This is a genomic window from Oceanibaculum nanhaiense (assembly GCF_002148795.1).
GTDB lineage: Bacteria > Pseudomonadota > Alphaproteobacteria > Oceanibaculales > Oceanibaculaceae > Oceanibaculum > Oceanibaculum nanhaiense.
Map to the genome: position 1 here is coordinate 117,469 of NZ_MPOB01000009.1, position 18,739 is coordinate 136,207.

Annotated in this window: 14 protein-coding genes; 6 read left to right on the forward strand and 8 right to left on the reverse strand. The window is 63.2% G+C overall.

Going from position 1 to position 18,739, the window contains the following annotated elements; all coding sequences use genetic code 11:
* Positions 1-872 precede the first annotated feature (872 nt).
* Complete coding sequence (locus BKM74_RS15290; protein WP_086466578.1) at positions 873-2,249, forward strand: SagB family peptide dehydrogenase; 1,377 nt, start codon at positions 873-875, stop codon at positions 2,247-2,249.
* Positions 2,246-3,169 carry a GNAT family N-acetyltransferase gene (locus BKM74_RS15295; protein ID WP_086466579.1) on the forward strand — a complete coding sequence of 308 codons (924 nt, stop codon included), beginning with the start codon at positions 2,246-2,248 and terminating at the stop codon, positions 3,167-3,169. The genes BKM74_RS15290 and BKM74_RS15295 overlap by 4 nt, the downstream gene beginning before the upstream one ends.
* On the opposite strand, the gene BKM74_RS19115 is transcribed toward BKM74_RS15295, so the two are convergent.
* From BKM74_RS19115 to BKM74_RS15330, 7 genes are all read right to left on the reverse strand, one after another.
* A complete protein-coding gene (locus tag BKM74_RS19115) occupies positions 3,153-3,476 on the reverse strand; it encodes a YcaO-like family protein (protein ID WP_176342560.1) in 324 nt (107 codons plus the stop codon). The genes BKM74_RS15295 and BKM74_RS19115 overlap by 17 nt on opposite strands.
* Positions 3,473-5,455 carry a TOMM precursor leader peptide-binding protein gene (locus tag BKM74_RS15305; protein WP_086466581.1) on the reverse strand — a complete coding sequence of 661 codons (1,983 nt, stop codon included), beginning with the start codon at positions 5,453-5,455 and terminating at the stop codon, positions 3,473-3,475. Before BKM74_RS15305 ends, BKM74_RS19115 begins: the two co-directional genes overlap by 4 nt.
* A 99-nt stretch (positions 5,456-5,554) precedes the next feature.
* Positions 5,555-6,967, reverse strand: coding sequence for an efflux transporter outer membrane subunit (locus BKM74_RS15310; RefSeq protein WP_086466582.1), 1,413 nt, complete (start codon positions 6,965-6,967; stop codon positions 5,555-5,557).
* Complete coding sequence (locus BKM74_RS15315) at positions 6,964-10,053, reverse strand: efflux RND transporter permease subunit (RefSeq protein ID WP_086466583.1); 3,090 nt, start codon at positions 10,051-10,053, stop codon at positions 6,964-6,966. Before BKM74_RS15315 ends, BKM74_RS15310 begins: the two co-directional genes overlap by 4 nt.
* Positions 10,050-13,148, reverse strand: a complete 3,099-nt coding sequence (locus tag BKM74_RS15320; RefSeq protein WP_086466584.1) for a multidrug efflux RND transporter permease subunit — start codon at positions 13,146-13,148, stop codon at positions 10,050-10,052. Before BKM74_RS15320 ends, BKM74_RS15315 begins: the two co-directional genes overlap by 4 nt.
* Before the next feature lie 6 nt (positions 13,149-13,154).
* A complete protein-coding gene (locus tag BKM74_RS15325) occupies positions 13,155-14,399 on the reverse strand; it encodes an MdtA/MuxA family multidrug efflux RND transporter periplasmic adaptor subunit (RefSeq protein ID WP_086466595.1) in 1,245 nt (414 codons plus the stop codon).
* Positions 14,400-14,509: 110 nt separating this feature from the next.
* Positions 14,510-14,701 carry a hypothetical protein gene (locus BKM74_RS15330; protein WP_086466585.1) on the reverse strand — a complete coding sequence of 64 codons (192 nt, stop codon included), beginning with the start codon at positions 14,699-14,701 and terminating at the stop codon, positions 14,510-14,512.
* A gap of 288 nt (positions 14,702-14,989) precedes the next feature.
* Here BKM74_RS15330 and BKM74_RS15335 point away from each other — a divergent pair, with 288 nt between their 5' ends.
* From BKM74_RS15335 to BKM74_RS18575, 4 genes are all read left to right on the forward strand, one after another.
* Positions 14,990-16,786 (forward strand): DUF6538 domain-containing protein, encoded by a 1,797-nt coding sequence (locus BKM74_RS15335; protein ID WP_086466586.1) that lies wholly within the window; start codon positions 14,990-14,992, stop codon positions 16,784-16,786.
* Between the two features lie 75 nt (positions 16,787-16,861).
* The gene (locus BKM74_RS15340; RefSeq protein ID WP_086466587.1) at positions 16,862-17,113 is read left to right on the forward strand and encodes a hypothetical protein; all 252 of its coding nucleotides are present in this window, start codon (positions 16,862-16,864) and stop codon (positions 17,111-17,113) included.
* A gap of 440 nt (positions 17,114-17,553) precedes the next feature.
* On the forward strand, positions 17,554-17,772 hold the full coding sequence (locus BKM74_RS15350) for a helix-turn-helix domain-containing protein (protein ID WP_217895503.1): 219 nt from the start codon (positions 17,554-17,556) through the stop codon (positions 17,770-17,772).
* Complete coding sequence (locus tag BKM74_RS18575; protein ID WP_140056101.1) at positions 17,773-18,498, forward strand: hypothetical protein; 726 nt, start codon at positions 17,773-17,775, stop codon at positions 18,496-18,498. It abuts the gene before it with no gap.
* On the opposite strand, the gene BKM74_RS18875 is transcribed toward BKM74_RS18575, so the two are convergent.
* The coding region (locus BKM74_RS18875) for a hypothetical protein (RefSeq protein WP_217895499.1) at positions 18,463-18,739 on the reverse strand (277 nt) is incomplete at its 5' end. The two genes, BKM74_RS18575 and BKM74_RS18875, sit on opposite strands and share 36 nt — an antisense overlap.

Sequence of the window (18,739 nt, forward strand, 5' to 3'; positions counted from 1 at the left end):
ACATGCCTGTATCATTCTTGACAATCCGTGCTATTCCATTGGTATTGTTTGATTTGGCGCGGAAGTAATGACAGTTTTTTGTCTGAGAAAGCGCCCGAAAGGGCCGGGACAAAAGAATTTGCGGATGCAGTATTTTTCAAATGCCGAAAGGACAGCTCGGAATGTCGGATAATCATAGCCATCGAGTGAGCAGTTTTATCCCACCCGTCTTCAGCCGGTTCGTCGGGGATGAAGATTTGAGCGCCGCCGGCGATCGTCCGTCGCCATGCTTTTATTCCCGGATCAGCGACGAGGATCTTTCCGCTGCCAGCGCGCCGCCGCCGTGCGGCGGCTTTCCCTGCCGGATCAGCGACGAGGACCTCTCCGCTGCCAGCGCGGCGCCAATGCCCTGCGCGTTCAGCCGTATCAGCGATGAGGACCTCTCCGCTGCCGGTAGCGCGGCACGACCGCCTGTTGGACCCTGCGTAACCTCCTGCTGGGTTGGCTCCGATGAAGACCTCTCCGCTGCCGGTAGCGCGGCACGGCCGCCTGTCGGACCCTGCGTAACCTCCTGCTGGGTTGGCTCCGATGAAGACCTCTCCGCTGCCGGTCTTTCCGCTGCCGGGACGGCCAAGTGCCGGCCATTGGGCTGCGTAATCGGCGACGAGGATATTTCTTCTGCCGGTATGGTTCGGCCGACGCCCAATTGCTCATGCTATGTGAGCGACGCCGATGAGGAATTGCTGGCTGATTCCGGTCAGTCGCATTAATTCTGGCCTTCCAATGCGCGCCTGCCGGCTGCAAACCGGCGGGCGCGTCTTTGTTTCAGCTTTCCGGATCGCGGTAAAACGGGGCTCCTTGTGACGCATTTCCCCTGTGCCCCTTCCGAATCAATGTCGATTGTCGATGAATTCGGCTACCGGCTGCCGGTGTCGGTGGCATCCGCTACCGTCGATGCGGGTAATGGAAATCTGATCCTGTCGTTCCGTGACGGCACCGGGCTTTCTCTCGCCGGTCATGGCCGGCATGACGCGGAACTGCTGAACGCCCTGCTCGGGAATGGGGCAACGCACGCGCAACTCATGGCATTGGCCGGCGACGAGACCGACCAGTATGTCCCGGGATTTCTACGTTCCCTGGCCTTGCGGCAAGCGCTGGAATGGTTCTTCGGCCCGCCTGAGCAGCCGCTCTGCCACCTGCAAAGCTACAGCGGCACCTATTGCCCTATGCTGATAGCCCTGCCGGACGATGTGTTGCGCATGCCGCTTTCCCGCTTTGTCAGCCTGCGGCGGCATGGCGATGCCGCGATTCTCGATAATCCGGAAGTTCACGCGCGGCTGACCGTCGCACCGGCGGGCATAAAACTGCTGGATGGTTTGTTCGACCCCGTCGCCGGGCAGGAGACGAACAATCCGTTCCGTGGCTTTCTGGCCTGTGCCGGATTTCTTGAGTCGCCGCAGCCGGAACCGGCCGCGCGGGCGGCATGGGAATTTCACGATCTGCAGTTTCACGATGCGACTCGGCAGGCACTGGGGCTGAGACCCATTGCTAAGCACGACCGGTTGGCCGGGACTTACCCGAAGCCATCGCCGGAAAAGCCGGTGATGTCATCGAACCGTATCGTCCTGCCGGCACCAGCCGACCGGTCATCTCCGCCATTCGCGCATGTGCTGGCGGCGCGCCGCTCGATTCGCCGTCCGGCTTCCCAGCCCTTGCGGCTTGACGATCTCTCCACCCTGCTGTGGCAGTGCTTCCGCGCGGCAGATGTGCCGGGTCGTCCCGATGTCCGGCTCTGGCGCCCGGTCCCTGCGGGGGGCGCCATTCATGGGCTTGAGTATTATCTCGGTATCCGGCGCTGTGACGGGCTGGAAAGCGGGTTCTACCATTATCGGGAACAGGAGCATGCGCTGTATAGGCTGCCCTCGCGCCCGGTTCTTGAGGAGCGGTTATATCGCACGGCTGCGGGCGCCATGGGCGAAACCGGGACGCCGCCGGATTGCGTCGTCGTCATGGCCAGCCGTCACCCGCTGCTTGCCCGGGAGTATGAGGGCATCGCCTATCGGCTGGCGCAGCTGCAGGCGGGGGCGGCGATGCAGACACTCTATCTTGTCGCGACTGCGCTCGGGCTGGCACCCTGCGCCAATGGTACCGGCGATTCGGCCTTGTTCGAGGCTCTGACCGGCCTGTCACCCTTCGAGGAAACCGCCATCGCCGAGTTTGCCCTGAGTGGCGGGCCGGAAGCGGATGAGGAAAACAAGGAAAGCCGATGACGTCTATTGTCCTCGAACCCTATGGCAAGGATCACGAAGCCGGCCTGCGGCAGCAACTCGACGCGGCGGGTATCGTCAACCGGCAGGATGGCGTCGGCTATTTCTGGCGGCAGCTGATCGACGAGCCCTATCGCCGGAACAGCGCGGTGATTGTTGCCCGGCAAGGTGAGATGATCGTCGGCATCGCTGTCGTGATGTGCCGGGCCTATGGCCGGCCGGAAGGGCGCTGTTCGATGATCATCGTCTTCGAAGATTGGCGCCGCCAGGGCATCGGCACCCGGTTGAAGGAAGCCGCGGACCGGCACATGGCCGAGGCCGGTATCCCGGCGCATTACGCCATGCTCTATGAAGGCCAGGAGGATGCCCTGCCCTTCCTGGAAGCCACCGGCTTTCGCGAAGTGTGCAAGGATATCGTCATTGCCTGGAATGGTGGGGATTACAGCTACACCCCGGTCGAGGGCGTCCATTGCCGGGAATATCGCGGCGGTGATCCCGTGCTGAATGCCAAGATCGCCGAATTCCAGAACAAGGCCTTCGTGCGCGAGACCATGGTGCCGCACCTGACTGCCGACAGCATCGAAGGGATTCTGAGCGGCGACGGCCACTGGATGATGGTCGCTGTGGAAGTCGCAACGGATGAGGTGGTCGGTGTGACTGAATGCACGGACAACGCCCTGTTCCCCAGCATATCTGTGGCGCGGCGCTATTGGGCGAAGGGGCTGGCGGAATGGATCGGCGGCCTGTCGCTGGACCGCTATATAGCGGCGGGAATCGACAAACCCTGGACCATTGCCCGCCCGGAAAACCGCGCCTCGATCGCCTATCTGAAGCGCATGAACTGGCACCCGGTCAGCCACAGCACGACTTACGTATCTCCTACCGGCGCGCCTGTTCCCGAGGTGCTTACAGAAAGAAGTTGATCGGGTTGAGCGCGGTTTCCGCCAAGGGGGCGTCGAGAATGCCCTGGCGGACCGGTGCTTCGAACAGCCTGTCGGCGCCGCGCCGGTTCCAGAAATGGCACAGGCCGGGAATTGCGACCTTCACGCAGGCCAGCGGTACGTCCCGGCGGTCATAATCCAGCACCACAGTATCGTGCCCGGCGGCGGCCAGCCGTTCGACACAGAAACTGACCGCCTCGACAATCGAGACATCCTCCGGTCGCGGCAGGTCCCAGGAGCGGCCAGGCTGGCGCGTATCGGCCCGGAGATAGGGGTGCTGATCGATCACCGCCGTCTCGAACCAGTCCCGGGCATCGTCGAAGGAAGTCTTTTTCCCTCTGGCGTTGCCGTGTTCAGCGCATTGAAATAGATGCCCTGGTTCAATTCGGTAAGGGCTCGCGTCGCGGCAATGGCCGGATCGAGATGGGCACCGAATCCGATCGAGATGCGGCTGCCATCCTGCGCCTGCGATGCGATCGCCGCCATCACCGGAATGCCGAGATCGGTGGTGAGGTCCAGCACCTCGACGCGCAGGCCGTCGCGGCGCGCGTAATCCTCCATTGCCTGCAGAAACGCCGAATCCACGCCCTCCAGCCGGGCGGCCGGACGATTATGCAGCCGGTTGTACCACCAGATGGCAATGGCATCGCGTTCGATGACTTCCAGCAGGCCTTGCAGGATCGCCTCCTCGCGGGTGCCGCCGGACGCACAGCCATTGGAATCAGCGATGCAGAAAGCGTGATCCTCCGACACTTCCCGCGCGGCATAGTCGAAATAGCAGAACCGTGTCGGTAGCCAGCGCGGCGCATCCTGAGTCAGCGACCAGGCTGGCGACCATTCGATGGTGCTGCCCTCGTTGAACGGCTGTGGCACCTTGTGCATCGGCCCGGCCTGCTTGTTCAGGCTATCGCGGTTGGCATACTGGTGCGCACTGAAGCCGAGCAATGCCTGCGGGTGGACAGCCTCCTCCCCCAGCGTGTCCAGGTGCGCGAGGCGGCGCGGCTCGCTGCCGGTCCAGCCGCAGGCATAGCGCTCCACCGCTTCGGCAAGACAGCTGATCCGGGCCTGCGTCGGGTTGATCCCCTTGCCGCCGGCCGAGCCGGGCTTGCCAAGCCCGCGATTCTGCCTTGGGTCGACCGATTCGCGGTTGGCCTGTGCCGCCACCGCAACATGAAGCCCCGGTGCAAGTTCGTGATCATCGATCCGGGCGACGATGCCGGTCAGCGGGCTGACGATAGGGTGCAGCTTTGCCAATGCTTCGGCGGGGGACAAGGCGCGCCAACCGCTTTCGCCTTTCCCGATGGCTTGTGCCGGGTTCAGCCTGATCGGCGGCGCTTCGGTAACAGCCGGCGATTCGCCGTCCCCGCAAACGGGGCAATCCTGGAAGTGCGGGGCAGCGTGCGAGCCGAGCGCCAGGCTGGCGCTGTCCAGCGTGACCAGATGCCCGGCAAGGCGGCTGGCATCCCCCATCGCGATATCGCCAATCTCGGTCGCGGCCAGGCCGAAGGCCAGCGACAGCGATCCCGGCGTCCAGCCCAGTGCCGGGCGCAACCCGCCGGGCAGGGCCGGAATCAGGGAATCGCCTGGCCGGTGCGCCATCAGCCGGCGGGCAAGGCAGAAATAGCAGGCTTGGGTGGAATCCGGCGCGGCTGGATTTTCGAAAATCGGGCCGATCCAGGCCTGCATCCCACCCGGCTTCAGCGGGATCCAGCGCCGTGCGCGGCCTTCCGTGCTGCCGGCGAAGCGGGCCAGACTTTCCTGGAGATAGTCATCGACCAGCACGAGCAACAGATCGGCGGCATCGGGCGCGGTTGTGGAAATGCCGCTGCCGGAAAGCATACCGGTCAGGCGTTCGGCTGCCGGCGTGCCGGCGCTTTCGCCGCTGCCCAGCGGCAAGACGCCGACCGACAGGCCTTGCAGGGTACGCATGGCGCTGTCCGGCGCCTGGCCCCGGGCGCTCCAATAGGCGTGCAACGGGCGCATTCCCATCAGATCGGACGGCGCTGGAACCGGCACGATATAGGATTTCGCCAGCATGTGTTTCAGGCAGTCCCGGACCGTATCGGCGTCCACGGATCGCGCGAGGGAGTCGACGATCTGCGCCGCCGTCAGCCGGCCGTCGAGAAGCGGCAGCAAGGCAATATAGAGCCCGCCGGTCAGCCGGTAGCTCTGGGTCTCCGACAGCAGCAGCAGGCGCTCCTCATCCTGGCGGTGGACGGCGAAATGCGGCGCGATGGCCAGATAGGCCTCTTCCGGCAGGACAGACATGACTCCCCGATATTCTCTAGCTATTCCATATGGATCGCGCGGCTGCGCCAACGGACGGTCCGGTGGACTATAACGCGTAGAGCGATGCGACAAAGGGGGTTATCTGGCGTCCCAGCCGCCGCCGAGGGCGGTAACCAGCTGAATCGACGCGATGAGCTGCTCCGCGCGGATTTCCAGTGCCGTGCGCCGGCTGGTGTAGGTCTGGTTCTGCGCCACCGAGACTTCCAGGAAAGTCACCAGACCGGCGCGGTAGCGGTTGGTCACGACGCGTTCATTCTCCTCCGCCAGCTCGACCAGCCTTTGTTGCTGCACGGCCTTCTCGGAGAGGGTCTGAAGCGTGGCCAGCGCATCCTCCACCTCCTGCATGCCGGTGAGGAAAGTCTGGCGGTAGGCAGCCACCCGCTCGTCATATTGCGCGCGGCTTTGCTCGACCAGTGCGCTGCGCCGTCCGCTGTCGAACAGGGTCGCCGCCAGCGACGGACCGACCGACCAGATGAATTGCGGTGCGCTGAGCAGGTCGATGAAGCGCCCCTCCTGCAGGACGCCCTGCGCGCTCAGGGTCAGGTCGGGGAACCAGGCGCCCTCGGCGACGCCGATATTGGCATTGGCCGCGGCGACCAGCCGCTCGGCGGCGGTGATGTCGGGGCGCCGGGCCAGCAGCGCTGCGGGCATCTGGGCTGGAATCGCGGGCGGCGGCGGCAGTGCATCGGTGCGCGCCACGGCGAAACCGGCGGGCGGGCGGCCCAGCAGAACGGCAATCGCGTTCTCATTCAGCAGGCGCTGCTGGAGAAGATCGGATTCCTGGGTCAGCAGCGATTGCAGCTGGACTTCCGACTGGATGACATCGGCCCGCGCGGCAAGGCCGGCACTGTACTGGTTGCGGGTCAGTTCCAGCGAGCGCGCATAGGCCTCACGGGTCAGTTCCAGCAGACCGAGATAGAGGTCGGTGGCGCGGATACGCAAGTAAGCCTGGGCCACGGTCGATTGCATGCTGAGCCGCATCGCTTCCAGATCGGCGGCACTGCTGGCAATGCTGGCGCGGTCGGCTTCCATCTGCCGGCGCAGCTTGCCCCATAGATCCGGCACCCAGCTGGCGGTCGCGCCGACCTGATAGGCGGTGCCGTCGCTGCTGCTGGAAAGGCTCGAACCGCCGCCATTATTCTCCCGCCCGCTGCGTTGTGCGCTGGCATTGCCCTGAACCTGCGGCAACGCACCGGCGCGGGAAACCCGCAACTGCGCCAGCGCCTGGCGGTAGCGGGCCTCGGCCTGTGCCACGGACAGGTTCGATCCGGCTGTCGTGCGCATAAGACGGTCGAGTTCCGGGTCGCCATAGATCGCCCACCAGTCGCCCGATGGCGGCGCCTCCACGCTCGACAGGCTGCGCCAGCCCGCCTCATGCTTGTAGGCTGCCGAAATCGGTACTTCCGGCCGGCTGTAATCCGGTCCGACCGTACAGCCCGCCAGCACGGCCGAGGTCAGAAGGATCACCGGGAAAAAACCGTGGTGTTTCATGATGCAAATCCGGTGCGGGCGAAGCGGCGTAGGCTCCATTGCCGCAGGCGTTCGAAGTAGAGATAGACCACCGGGGTCGTGTACAGGGTCAGTATCTGGCTGACCGCCAGCCCGCCGATGATGGCGATGCCCAGCGGCTGGCGCATCTCTGCCCCCTCCCCCAGCCCGATGGCAAGCGGCACCGCGCCTAGCAGGCCGGCGAGGTTGGTCATCAGGATCGGGCGCAGTCGCAGCAAGGCGGCATGGTGGATGGCCTCTACCGGGCTGGCGCCGTCGCGGCGCTGCCGCTCCAGCGCGAAATCGACCATCAGGATGGCATTCTTCATCACGATACCAATCAGCAGGAACAGCCCCAGCAGAGCGATCAGCGTGAATTCCGTATTGCTTGCGCGCAGCGCCAGCAGTGCCCCGATACCGGCCGATGGCAGCGTGGACAGGATGGTCAGCGGATGCAGCGTGCTTTCATACAGCACGCCGAGCAGCAGATAGACCGCCAGCAACACGCCCGCGATAAGCAGCGGCTGGGCCTGTACGCTTTCCTGAAAGCCGCGTGACCGTCCGCCGGTGCGGGCCTGAACTTCGGTCGGCAGCAGGATGTCCGCCAGCATCCGGTCGATGGCTTCCTGCGCTTGCTGCGTGGTGACGCCGGGTGCCAGCGAATAGCCGATGCTGGCCGCCGCGAACTGCGAATCATGATAGATGCGGTCATCCGCCAGCCCGTAGCTGTAGCTGGTGAAGGCGGCCAGCGGCACGCGGTTGCCGTCAGCGGTGATCGCCTGCAACTGGTCCAGCACCGCCGGCTGCGCGGTATAGCCGGGCATCAGCTCCATCACCACGCGGTACTGGTTCTGATCGTCATAGAGTGTGGCGACCTGGCGCTGTGAGAAGGAATTGCTGAGGATGGCCGAAATCGCCTGGGTATCGACGTTGAGACGCCGCGCGGCCTCCCGGTCGATATCGAGGATGACCTGCTGCGTGCCCTTGTCGCCTTCGGCCGAGACATCGACCAGCTCCGGCATCGCCTGCATCGCCTCCGAGGCCCGCCGCGCCCAGCGTTGCAGCAGCGCGATATCGTCGGCCATCAGCACCAGTTCGGAATCGCTCTGGTTGAAGGAAAAGCCAAGCCTGATGTCCTGATCGGCGAACAGGATCAGAATGCCGCCCGGGACCGGCGGCACCTTCCGGCGGATGCGGTCGATCACCTGCTGGGCGCTGAGGCCGTCGCGTTCGGCCAGGGGCTTCAGCTGCACGGTCAGGAAGGCATTGCTGACGCCGCCATTGTCGCCGCTGGTGCCGGCGACATCGCTGACCGCCGGATCGGCCAGCAGCAGGCGCCGGTACGCCTCGATCTTCGGCTGCATGACCTGAAAGGAAAAACCGTCATCGCCGCGCACGAATCCGCGTATCTGCGAGGTGCTCTGCTGCGGCAGCAGCCCTTTCGGTATGCTGATGTAGAGATAGACATTCAGGCCGATCACCGCGCCCAGCATCAGCAGCACGACGACCCCATGCCGCAGCGTCCAGGCCAGGCTGTCGGCATAGAGCGAGCGCACATCGGCGAACAGCCGGATGGTCGCGCGCGACAGCCAGCCGGCCGGGCGCTCCACCCGGCGCCGCAGCAGATGGGCACACATGGCCGGCGTCAGCGTCACCGACAGTAGCAGGGAGATCAGCACCGCCGCCACCAGCGTGATGGAAAACTCGCGGAACAGCCGCTGGATCAGCCCGCCCATGAACAAAATTGAAAGAAAAACAAGGACCAGCGAGAAATTCATCGCCAGCAGCGTGAAGTTGACCTCCCGCGCCCCGCGCAAGGCAGCGCGGTAGGGTGACAGGCCGCTCTCGATATGGCGCTGGATATTCTCCAGCACGACGATGGCGTCATCGACCACCAGCCCCGCCGCCACGATCAGCGCCATCAGTGACAAATTGTTCAGGGAGAAACCGTACAGGTAGATGACGGCGCAGGCGCCGATCAGTGACACCGGGATCGCGATGCTGGGGATGAGCGCCGTCCGCACGCTGCCCAGGAACAGGAAGACGACAAGAACCACCAGCGCCGAGGACAGCAGCAGGGTCAGCTGTGCTTCCTTCAGGGTCGCCCGGATGCCCGGCGAGCGGTCCATGACAACGGTCAGCGAGGCATCGGCCGGCAGCAGGGCGCGCAGTTCCGGCAGCTTCTCGTTGATCGCGTCGATGGTCTTGACGATGTTGGCGCCGCTCTGCCGGCTGATCGTCATGATCACGGCGGTCTGGTCGTTGTGGAAACCGCTGCGATAGCGGTTCTCAACCGAGTCGGTGACGCTCGCCACATCCTGCAGCCGAACCGCGGCGCCATCCTGCCAGCGGATGATCAGCGGCGCGTACTCGGCCGCCTGGCGCAGCGGCTCGCTGATGGTGATCTGCCAGCGCCGGTCCCCCTCCTCCACAAGCCCCAGCGGTCGCATCGGGTTGGTTTGGGCAATCGCCGTGCGCACCTCGTCCAGCGCGATGCCATAATGCGCCAGCATGCCGGGATTGAGCTGTACCCGGACGGCTGGCAGCGAGGCGCCGCCCAGGCTGACCTCGCCGACGCCGGTAATCTGCGCGATCTTCTGCGCCAGGATGGTGGAGGCGACGTCGTAGATCTGCCCCGGCGACAGGTTTGGCGAACTGACCGCCAGCGCCATGATCGGCGCCTGTGACGGGTTGATCTTGCGGTAGGTCGGCAGGTTCGGCATACCGCTGGGCAGCTGGTTGCGCACCGCGTTGATTGCGGCCTGCACGTCGCGTGCGGCATCGTGGATGTCGCGCCCGAGTTCGAATTGCAGGTTGATCCGTGTCGTGCCCTGCGCGCTGGAGGAGGTCAGCGCGGTGATGCCGTCGATGCTGCCCAGCGCGCGTTCCAGCGGCGTTGCCACCGTGGCCGCCATGCTCTCCGGGCTGGAACCGGGCAGGCTGGCATTGACCACGATGGACGGAAAATCCACCTGCGGCAGCGGTGAAACCGGCAGCAGCCGCCAGGCCAGCCCACCGATCAGCAGCAGCGCCAGCGCCATCAGGCTGGTGCCCACCGGGCGGCGGATGAAGGGCCGGGCGATGTTCATGCCGCGCCTGTCTCCGTTGCCGGTTCGGCAGCTTCCTTGCGTCCCGTGCCCCGCCCGCGCGTCAGACCGTCGAAGAACAGATAGACGACCGGGGTGGTGAACAGCGTTAGCACCTGGCTGACCAGCAACCCGCCGACCATGACGATGCCCAGCGGCTGACGCAGCTCCGCCCCGCTGCCGCTGGCCAGCATCAGGGGCAGCGCCCCGAACAGGGCCGCCAGCGTGGTCATCAGGATCGGCCGGAAGCGCAGCATGGCGGCACGGTGGATCGCGTCACGCGGGCTCAAGCCCTGGCGGCGCTGCGCTTCCAACGCGAAATCCACCATCATGATGCCGTTCTTCTTCACCAGGCCAATCAGCAGCACGATGCCGATGACGGCGATCAGATCGAGCGGCCGGTCGGTCAGCAGCAATGCCGCCAGCGCGCCGACCGTGGCCGACGGCAAGGTGGACAGGATGGTAATCGGGTGGATCGTACTCTCATACAGCACGCCAAGGACGATATACATCGTCACCACGGCGGCCAGAATCAGCCACAGCGTGTTTGTCAGCGAGGCGCGGAAGGCCTCCGCCGCCCCCTGGAAGCGGCGTTCGACCTCCAGCGGCAGACCGACCTCGCTCTCCACCGCCTCGATGGTCGCGACGGCGGCGCCAAGCGAGACCCCCGCGCCCAGATTGAACGAGATGGTGACAGCTGGGAACTGCGCCTGATGGCTGACGAGCAGTGGGGTCTGGCGCTGGCTGACCCGCGCCACGCTGAGCAGCGGCACCGGCTGGCCGCCGGGGGTCTGGATAAAGACATCCTGCAATGCCTCCGGTCCCTGCACCTGTGCCGGATCGACCTCCAGGATCACCCGGTACTGGTTGGCCTGGGTGAACATCGTTGCGATCTGCCGCTGCCCGAAGGCGCTTTGCAGCACGCTGACGATGTTTGTCGTGTCGATGCCCAGGCGTGCAGCCGCGTCGCGGTCGATCTCGACATAGGCCTGCAGCCCGCCATTCATCAGGTTGTTGGCGACGTCGGCCAGCTCCGGCCGGGCCTGCAGCCCATCCATCATGCGTTCGACCCAGTTGGCCAGAATATCGCGGTCCGGGTGGCTCAGCGTGAACTGGTACTGGGTGCGGCTGACGCGATCCTCGATGGTCAGTTCCTGCACCGGCTGGAACCAGGCGGTAATGCCGACCATGCCGCTGACCGTGTCACGCAGCCGGGCGATAATCTCGGTCACGGAAGCGTTGCGGTCCGTGTGCGGCTTTAGATTGATCAGCATGCGGCCGCTGTTCAGCGTCGCATTGCTGCCATCCACACCGATGAAGGAGGACAGGTTGGCGACATCCGGGTCTTGCAGGATGCGCGTTGCCAGCGCCTGCTGGCGTTCGGCCATGGCCTGGAAGGAGATCGATTGCGGCGCTTCCGTCACCACCTGGATGACGCCGCTGTCCTGCACGGGAAAGAACCCCTTTGGCACGGCGATATAAAGAATGGCGGTCAGTCCAAGTGTCGCCAGCATCACCGCCATCGTCAGTGTCCGGTGCGCCAGCACCCAGTCCAGCCAGATGCCATAGCGCGCAATCAGCCGGTCCAGGAGGCCGGGCTTGCCCGGCTCTTTCGCATCGAGAGCCGGCAGCATCCGGGCGCTCATCATCGGCGTCAGGGTCAGCGAGATGACCAGCGAGATCAGGATGGCGATGGCCAGCGTGACGGCGAATTCGTGGAACAGCCGTCCCACCACATCGCCCATGAACAGCAGCGGGATCAGCACCGCGACCAGCGACAGCGTCAGCGACACCAGGGTGAAGCTGATTTCCGACGCGCCCTTGAGGGCAGCCTGCAGCGGCGGCATCCCCTTCTCCCGGTGCCGGGCGATGTTCTCCAGCATGACGATGGCGTCATCGACAACGAAGCCGGTCGCGATGGTCAGCGCCATCAGCGTCAGGTTATTGATCGAGAAGCCCGCCAGATAGATCACCCCGAAGGTGCCGACCAGCGACAGCGGTACCACCACGCTGGGGATGATCGTGGTGCGGGCATTGCCGAGAAAGGCGAAGGTGACGGCAACCACCAGCGCGATGGCGAACAGCAGCTCGATCTGCACGTCGCGTACCGAGGCCCGGATGCTCTGCGTGCGGTCGGTCAGGACCGAAACCTCGACCGAGGCCGGCAGGCTGGCCGAAAGCTGCGGTAGCAGCGTGCGTACCCGGTCCGCCACCTCGATCACATTGGCGCCGGGTTGGCGCTGGATGTTCAGCAGTATGGCCGGCACCTCGCCGGACCAGGCGGCGAGGAAGCGATCCTCGGCTCCGTTCTCGACGGTGGCGACGTCGCCCAGCCGCAAGGCTGCCCCGTCCTGCCAGGCAAGGATCAGCTGGCGATACCCCTCCACCGTGCGAATCTGGTCATTGGCGTCCAGCAAGGTGGAACGGAACGGCCCGTCGAAGCTGCCCTTGGCCTGGTTGGCGTTGGCGCTGGCGATGGCGGAGCGGACATTCTCGATGGTGAGGCCGGCGGTGGCGAGCGCGCCGGGGTTCACCTGTACGCGGATTGCCGGGCGCTGGCCGCCGGCCAGGCTGACCAGCCCGACGCCGGAGACCTGCGCCAGCTTCTGCGCCATGCGGGTATCGACCAGGTCATAGACTCTCGGCAGCGGCAGCTCGGCCGAGGTGATGGCCAGCGTCAGGATCGGCGCGTCCGCCGGGTTCACCTTGCGATAGACCGGCGGCACCGGCAAATCGTTCGGCAGCAGGCTGCTGGCGGTGCTGAGCGCCGACTGCACCTCCTGCTCGGCGACGCCCAGATCGACGGTCAGCGCGAATTGCAGGGTGATGACTGACGCCCCGCCGGAACTGCTGGAGGACATCTGCTTCAGGCCCGGAATCTGGCCGAGACGGCGTTCCAGCGGGGCGGTGATGGTGCGCGCGGTCACGTCCGGGCTGGCGCCGGGATAGAAGGTGAAGACCTGGATGATCGGATAATCCACCTGCGGCAGGGCCGCCACCGGCAGCATCCGCCAGGTCAGGATGCCGGACAGCAGCAGCGCCAGCATCAGCAGCGAGGTGGCGACCGGCCGCAGGATGAAGGGGCGCGAGATGTTCATCTGGCGTCAGCCGCCGCGATTCGGATTCTGCGCCGGACGGGATGTAGGGGTGCCGGCGTTCGACTCATTGACGATGGTCACCGCCCTGCCCTCGCGCAGCCGGTCCAGCCCTTCCAGCACCACCTCGTCGCCTTCCAGAACCCCTTCCGTCACGGTGATCCGGCTGTTGCTGGTGGGACCGAGCCTGATCGGCCGCACTGTCGCCTTGCCGTCTGAGATCATATAAACATATGTGCCCTGTGAGCCGTGCTGCACGGCATCCACCGGAATGGTGATCGCCCCCTCCAGCGTGCGCACGCGCAGCCGCACATTCACGAACTGGTTGGGAAACAGCGCATCATCTTCATTGTCGAACTGCGCCTTCAGCCGCAGGGTGCCGGTGGCGATGTCGATCTGATTGTCCAGCGTGGTCAGCACGCCTTCGGCCAGCATTTTCTGCTCGTTGCGGTCCCAGGCTTCCACCACCAGCAGACGGCCCGCGGCATGCGCCGTGCGGATATCGGCGAGCTGGACCTCGGGCACGGTGAAGAGAACGGCGATGGGCTGGGTCTGGGTGATGGTGACGATGCCGTCCGCATCACCGCTGGCGATCAAATTGCCGGCATCGACCTTGCGCAGGCCCAGCCGCCCGCCAATCGGCGCGGTGATCTTCGTGTAGGAAAGCTGCAGCTTGGCGTTATCCACCTGGGCACGATCGGTCATCAGTGTGCCGCGCAACTGGTTCACCAGCGCCTCCTGCGCGTCGAGCTGCTGGCGGGCGATGGAATCCTGCTGGAACAGCCGGCGATAGATCGCCAGCTCGCTTTCCGCGTTCTTCAGCTGCGCCAGGTTCTGTTGCAGCGCTCCTTCCGCCTGGGCCAGGCTCACGCGGAAGGATTCCGGGTCGATCTCGGCCAGCACCTCGCCCGCCTCGACCCGTTCGCCTTCCTGAAACAGGACGCGTTGCAGCAGCCCATCGACCCGGCTGCGTACCACCACCGTATTCAGCGGGGCCACCGTGCCGATGGCCTTCACCTCGACCGCCAGATCCTCGGCAATTGCCGGAACCACGCGGACCGGAACCGGCGCCGCCCACGGGCTGGCAACGCCCCGGCCGCCGGGGAATCCGCCCGGTGCCGGCGCATCCGGTACGCGCAGCAGATAATACCAGCCAAGCCCGCCCGCGACAGCCAGCAGGCACAGGAAGACGACGGCGCGCAGCCGGCGACCGGAAGAAGGGTTGCCGGGAGAAGGAAGGACAGGCTCAGTCATGAATATCCATGCAGAAGAAATAGGCTCCAGCGTCGCCTGCGCCAGCCCGCCATGGCGCGCATCCTGCGGCCTGGCGCTGGTAAAGCGCATCGAATAAACGCGAATGATTATTAGATGACGTTTTCAGCGCGGGAAACCCCCAGCTTGCGGGTCGGGTCACTCATGCACGCATTGTATCGGCGCATGATGACCAAACGCAGGCGGGCGGCTTTTCCGTCGCGGTAAATCGCCTGCAAACGCAAAGCCAGGCTAAACCCTGATCCATAGGCGCGGCGCTGAGGGTCGAAGTCCTGGAAAAGCAAACAAGCTTCCTGGGGATGCAGGCTGTGTTCGGGCGCTTTCGCGAATCGGCGTCGACCAATTTATCGGACGAAACTATCAGCCAGCGAGTTCCCGCAGCAGTTCCCACAGGGATTGCTGGGTCAGTAAAATCTATTGGGAAAAAATGTTGGCGTCCCCAAGGGGATTCGAACCCTGACCTATATCAAGTTATTGAGCCTTATAACATATTGATAAATAGGCTTGTCGTTCCCACAGGCAGTTCCCACAATAGTTCCCACAAACTGAATGCGGAAGGGTGAGTTTGGGGCATGGGGCGGCACGGCTATCTGCAGCAGAAAAAGGGCAACTACTACTTCCGGCGTCGGGTGCCAAAGGAGCTGGTCGAGCTTGTCGGCTGCACCGAATGGTACAAGGCGTTGCGCACCTCGGATCGGGAGGTCGCCCGCCTTGCTGCGAAGGCGCTGGAAGCTGAAACAGACGAGGAGATGAAGCGCGCCTATCGCGCTTTGATTGGCAAGCCCTTGTCGGCCAGCGAAACCTCGGCTGCCGCGACCAAGGTTGAGCGGCGAGCAGAGGCTTATCTGCGCCAGTTCTCGGACGGGATTGACGGCTCCGACCAAGCCTTCAGGAAGCGCCACGGGACTCTCGACCAGGCCTCGGCGGGGCAAACTGACCTGACGACCCTGCTTAAGCAGATTCAAAACACGCCCACGCGACCGGACCCGGACTGGGAGCGCGAGAAAGCGCGGACGCAACTGGCTGACTTGCTGACGTGCCTCGATGCCGACGACTATCGACTTGTAGAGCCCTATGCGGATGAGGCCTTTCGCGAGGCGGGGCTGGCGCGGATTGTTACCGTGCCGGAAAACGACAATGCGCCGCATGAAGGCCAGATCGAGTTGCTGGACATCAACCGCGAGCGGTCCGACTACCGCGCCCTGGCGCGCACCATCATGCAGCGAGAAATCAAGGCGCTGAAGCGCCAGCTGCGCGATATCACGGACGCCGAGCTGGGGCAGTTGGCATCAGCGGGCGACGCGCCCGCTTCGCTATCCCCTGCCCCCGTTATTCCGATTTCCACTGACCTGGCGCCCGATTCATCGAAGCGGCCTTCGCAGCTGCTTGACCGTTTCAGGCATGATAGCCGGGAGAGACGAGGCGAATCCGCGCTGACCAGTTTCGCGACCGCCATCGGCTATCTTGAGCAGGTGACCGAAGACAAGCCGATCGCCGCGATTACCCGGAACGATGTGGTCGAGTGGTATGCGCTCGTCAGCCAGTGCCCGCAGAAATACCGCACACGGCTGAAGGTCGAGACGATGCGGGAGGCCATCCGGAAGAACGAGACGGCGAAGATTCCGCTCAACACGCCTACAACGGTGCAGAAATACGTCTCTCACCTGCGGACCTTCTTCGACTGGGCCCGCCGGCTGAACCTGATTTCGGCCAACCCGGTCGCCGACCTGACGGTGGAACGCAAACCCAAGAGCAGAGCGACGCCCAGCAAAACGCTGTCACCGGACATGCTGAAGGAGATCTTCAGCAGCGACCTGTATAGCGACGCCGGGAACCGGCAAAGCTACCGGTTCTGGGTGCCCCTCCTCGCCTTGTTCACCGGTGCGCGCATGGGCGAGATCTGCGGGCTGGAGCGCAGCCAGGTGAAGATCGATGGCGAGCGGAAGTGGATCGACATCCACAGCAGCAAGACCGGCAAGCAATACCCGGTGCCCATCCATCCGGAGCTGGAGCGTATCGGTTTCCTGGCCTTCGTGAAGAAGGCGAAAGGCAGCAAGCTGTTTCCGGACGCGCCGATCGGCGCAGAGGGACGCAATGCCTATGCGCCGGTGTCGCAGTGGTTCGGACGGTTTCTACAGGACCTGGACCTGAAACGGCCTGGCCTGAACATGCATGCGTTCCGGCACACCTTTATCACTGCCTGCCGGAACAGCGGCATTCCCGAAGATATCCGGAGAGCTTTTGTCGGTCACAGCGGGGGCACGGTCCATGATGGTTATGGTGATGCCGTGGGCATCGCAATCAGGATCGAAGCGATGAACAAACTGCGGTTCGACGGGCTCGATCTATCTCATCTGTACCTAAAGTAAGTCCCTAGTAATTTGATTTTCCTTCCCTTTCTCGGTGACATTAAGCGTCGTTGCGAAATGGGAGGACCAACAGAAATGATCGGAATTGCGCGCGCTGTCGCCAGCGAGATATTCACCCTTGAGTCAGGACGGCTGCTGGCCAGTCTGGGTCTGGCGGGCGCCGTTTGCTGCGGCGTGGTGTTCGGTTGGACCGAGTATGGTGACACCGCCCGCACCATCGGCGCGCTCACCGGCGTGATGCTGGGGCTGGTGTGGAAGGTCCGCAAGGCCGTGATGCGGCAGCGAGGCCAGGAGCCGGCCCAGGACCAGTCGATGCCCCTGCCCTGATGACAAAAGCGAGCCGCCCCTCTAGCCTGGCCGTATGTCGAACGGGCCATGGGCGGACGCAGAGAACGATCTGATCGTCGCGGATTATTTCGCGATGCTGGCCGACGATATCGCTGGACAACCCTATAACAAAGTCGAGCATCGCCGGGGCGTTAATCTGGCCCGAAAGACGCGCTGGGTGTCCCAGAAAATGGCGTTGGCGCCGGTTGTGACTTGGCTTACTGCACACTTGATGGAAATCGAGACAGGCTTATTCATACCATACTTGCCTCTCACTCATGCCACTATGCGATATCAAAGCCAGCGATCCAAACCTCAGCTACTCTGGCAAGAGCACATATCATGTTATGCTAATTGGCTTCATTCAGCAATAGCCCGCACACATTTTTGTGACTCATAGTCTGTAGACTCATTTGCATCATTCACTAGATATTTTTGTGGTGAAGAATGAGCAAGAAATTAAAGAGTTTGGGCTAGAGGTCAGACGGCGGAGAATTGCTCTTGGCCTAAGTCAAGAGCAATTTGCCGAGATTTCGGGTCTTCACAGGACATACGTCAGCGGAATAGAACGTGGCGATCGGAACCCCACAATTGACATAATTTTTCAGATTTCCCGGGCACTACGCTGCCCTCCTGGGGCACTATTGTCGGGGGAATAAATGGCTATTGAACTTTGCGGAAAGCCGATAAGTGGTCGATCACGGTACGAAACCTTAATTGAACGTCGCTGTTACCGGTCCGCGGGTCATACAGGGAAGTGTGACGAATATCCATTTCTTGCCCACTTGCTGCAAATCGCGCCGCGCGTTGCAGCCAAAGTTAAGCGTGACGCAACCAAGACTACCGGTGCTGCGTGGAAAAGTGACGACGCGGGTCCTAACCGCATCGATCGCTGGGTCATGCTACTTCCCGATGACGTTCTAAAAAACGAGTTTGGAATCAATATTGCGAGCATGAAACCACAAGTTCGAGCCAAACTACGCGACAAAGCGGCTACTTATGAAGACTGTATGGACGTAGCGGCAATGCTCACGCTGAATGTCTATGAAATGACAAATGCACCAATCCCACCCCCGGAAATAAGAGATTATCTCATTGGCCGGTTCGAGAGGTTTGAACCGAACTCAACACGATGCATTGTTTGTCTCGACTATCTCGACTTTATCAGCTTCGACCTCGCGCAAAGAGGCCGGGCTCACATTGAGACCGCCCATGCAAATCCAAGAATGCATAGTCCAAGCAACGTCGGATTTGCCCATCGCGAGTGTAACATTGCGCAAGGTAGCTCCAGTTTGTCAGAGTTTTACGATTGGATGCGCTCGATTCTAGCTCGTGTTGACGAGCACCAATCACAATTCGACCTCGTTACCGAACGAACTAAGTAACTCCGCGTGCCTGGCTCTTTCCTTTATTGCATTCTCAAAACCTGCAAGGGCACTTCCCCACTTTCGGAACGTGCGTGGATCAGGGAGGCGAATTTCTTTTATCCTTTGTCCGAGACCGCCCAAGGTTGATTGGATGAAAACAAGGCGTCGAATTTCTTTTTGCACACTAGACAATGACAATCCATATAGCAGTGCATATGGTGAAACAACTTCAGGATCGCACACAGACAGTATCTTTAAA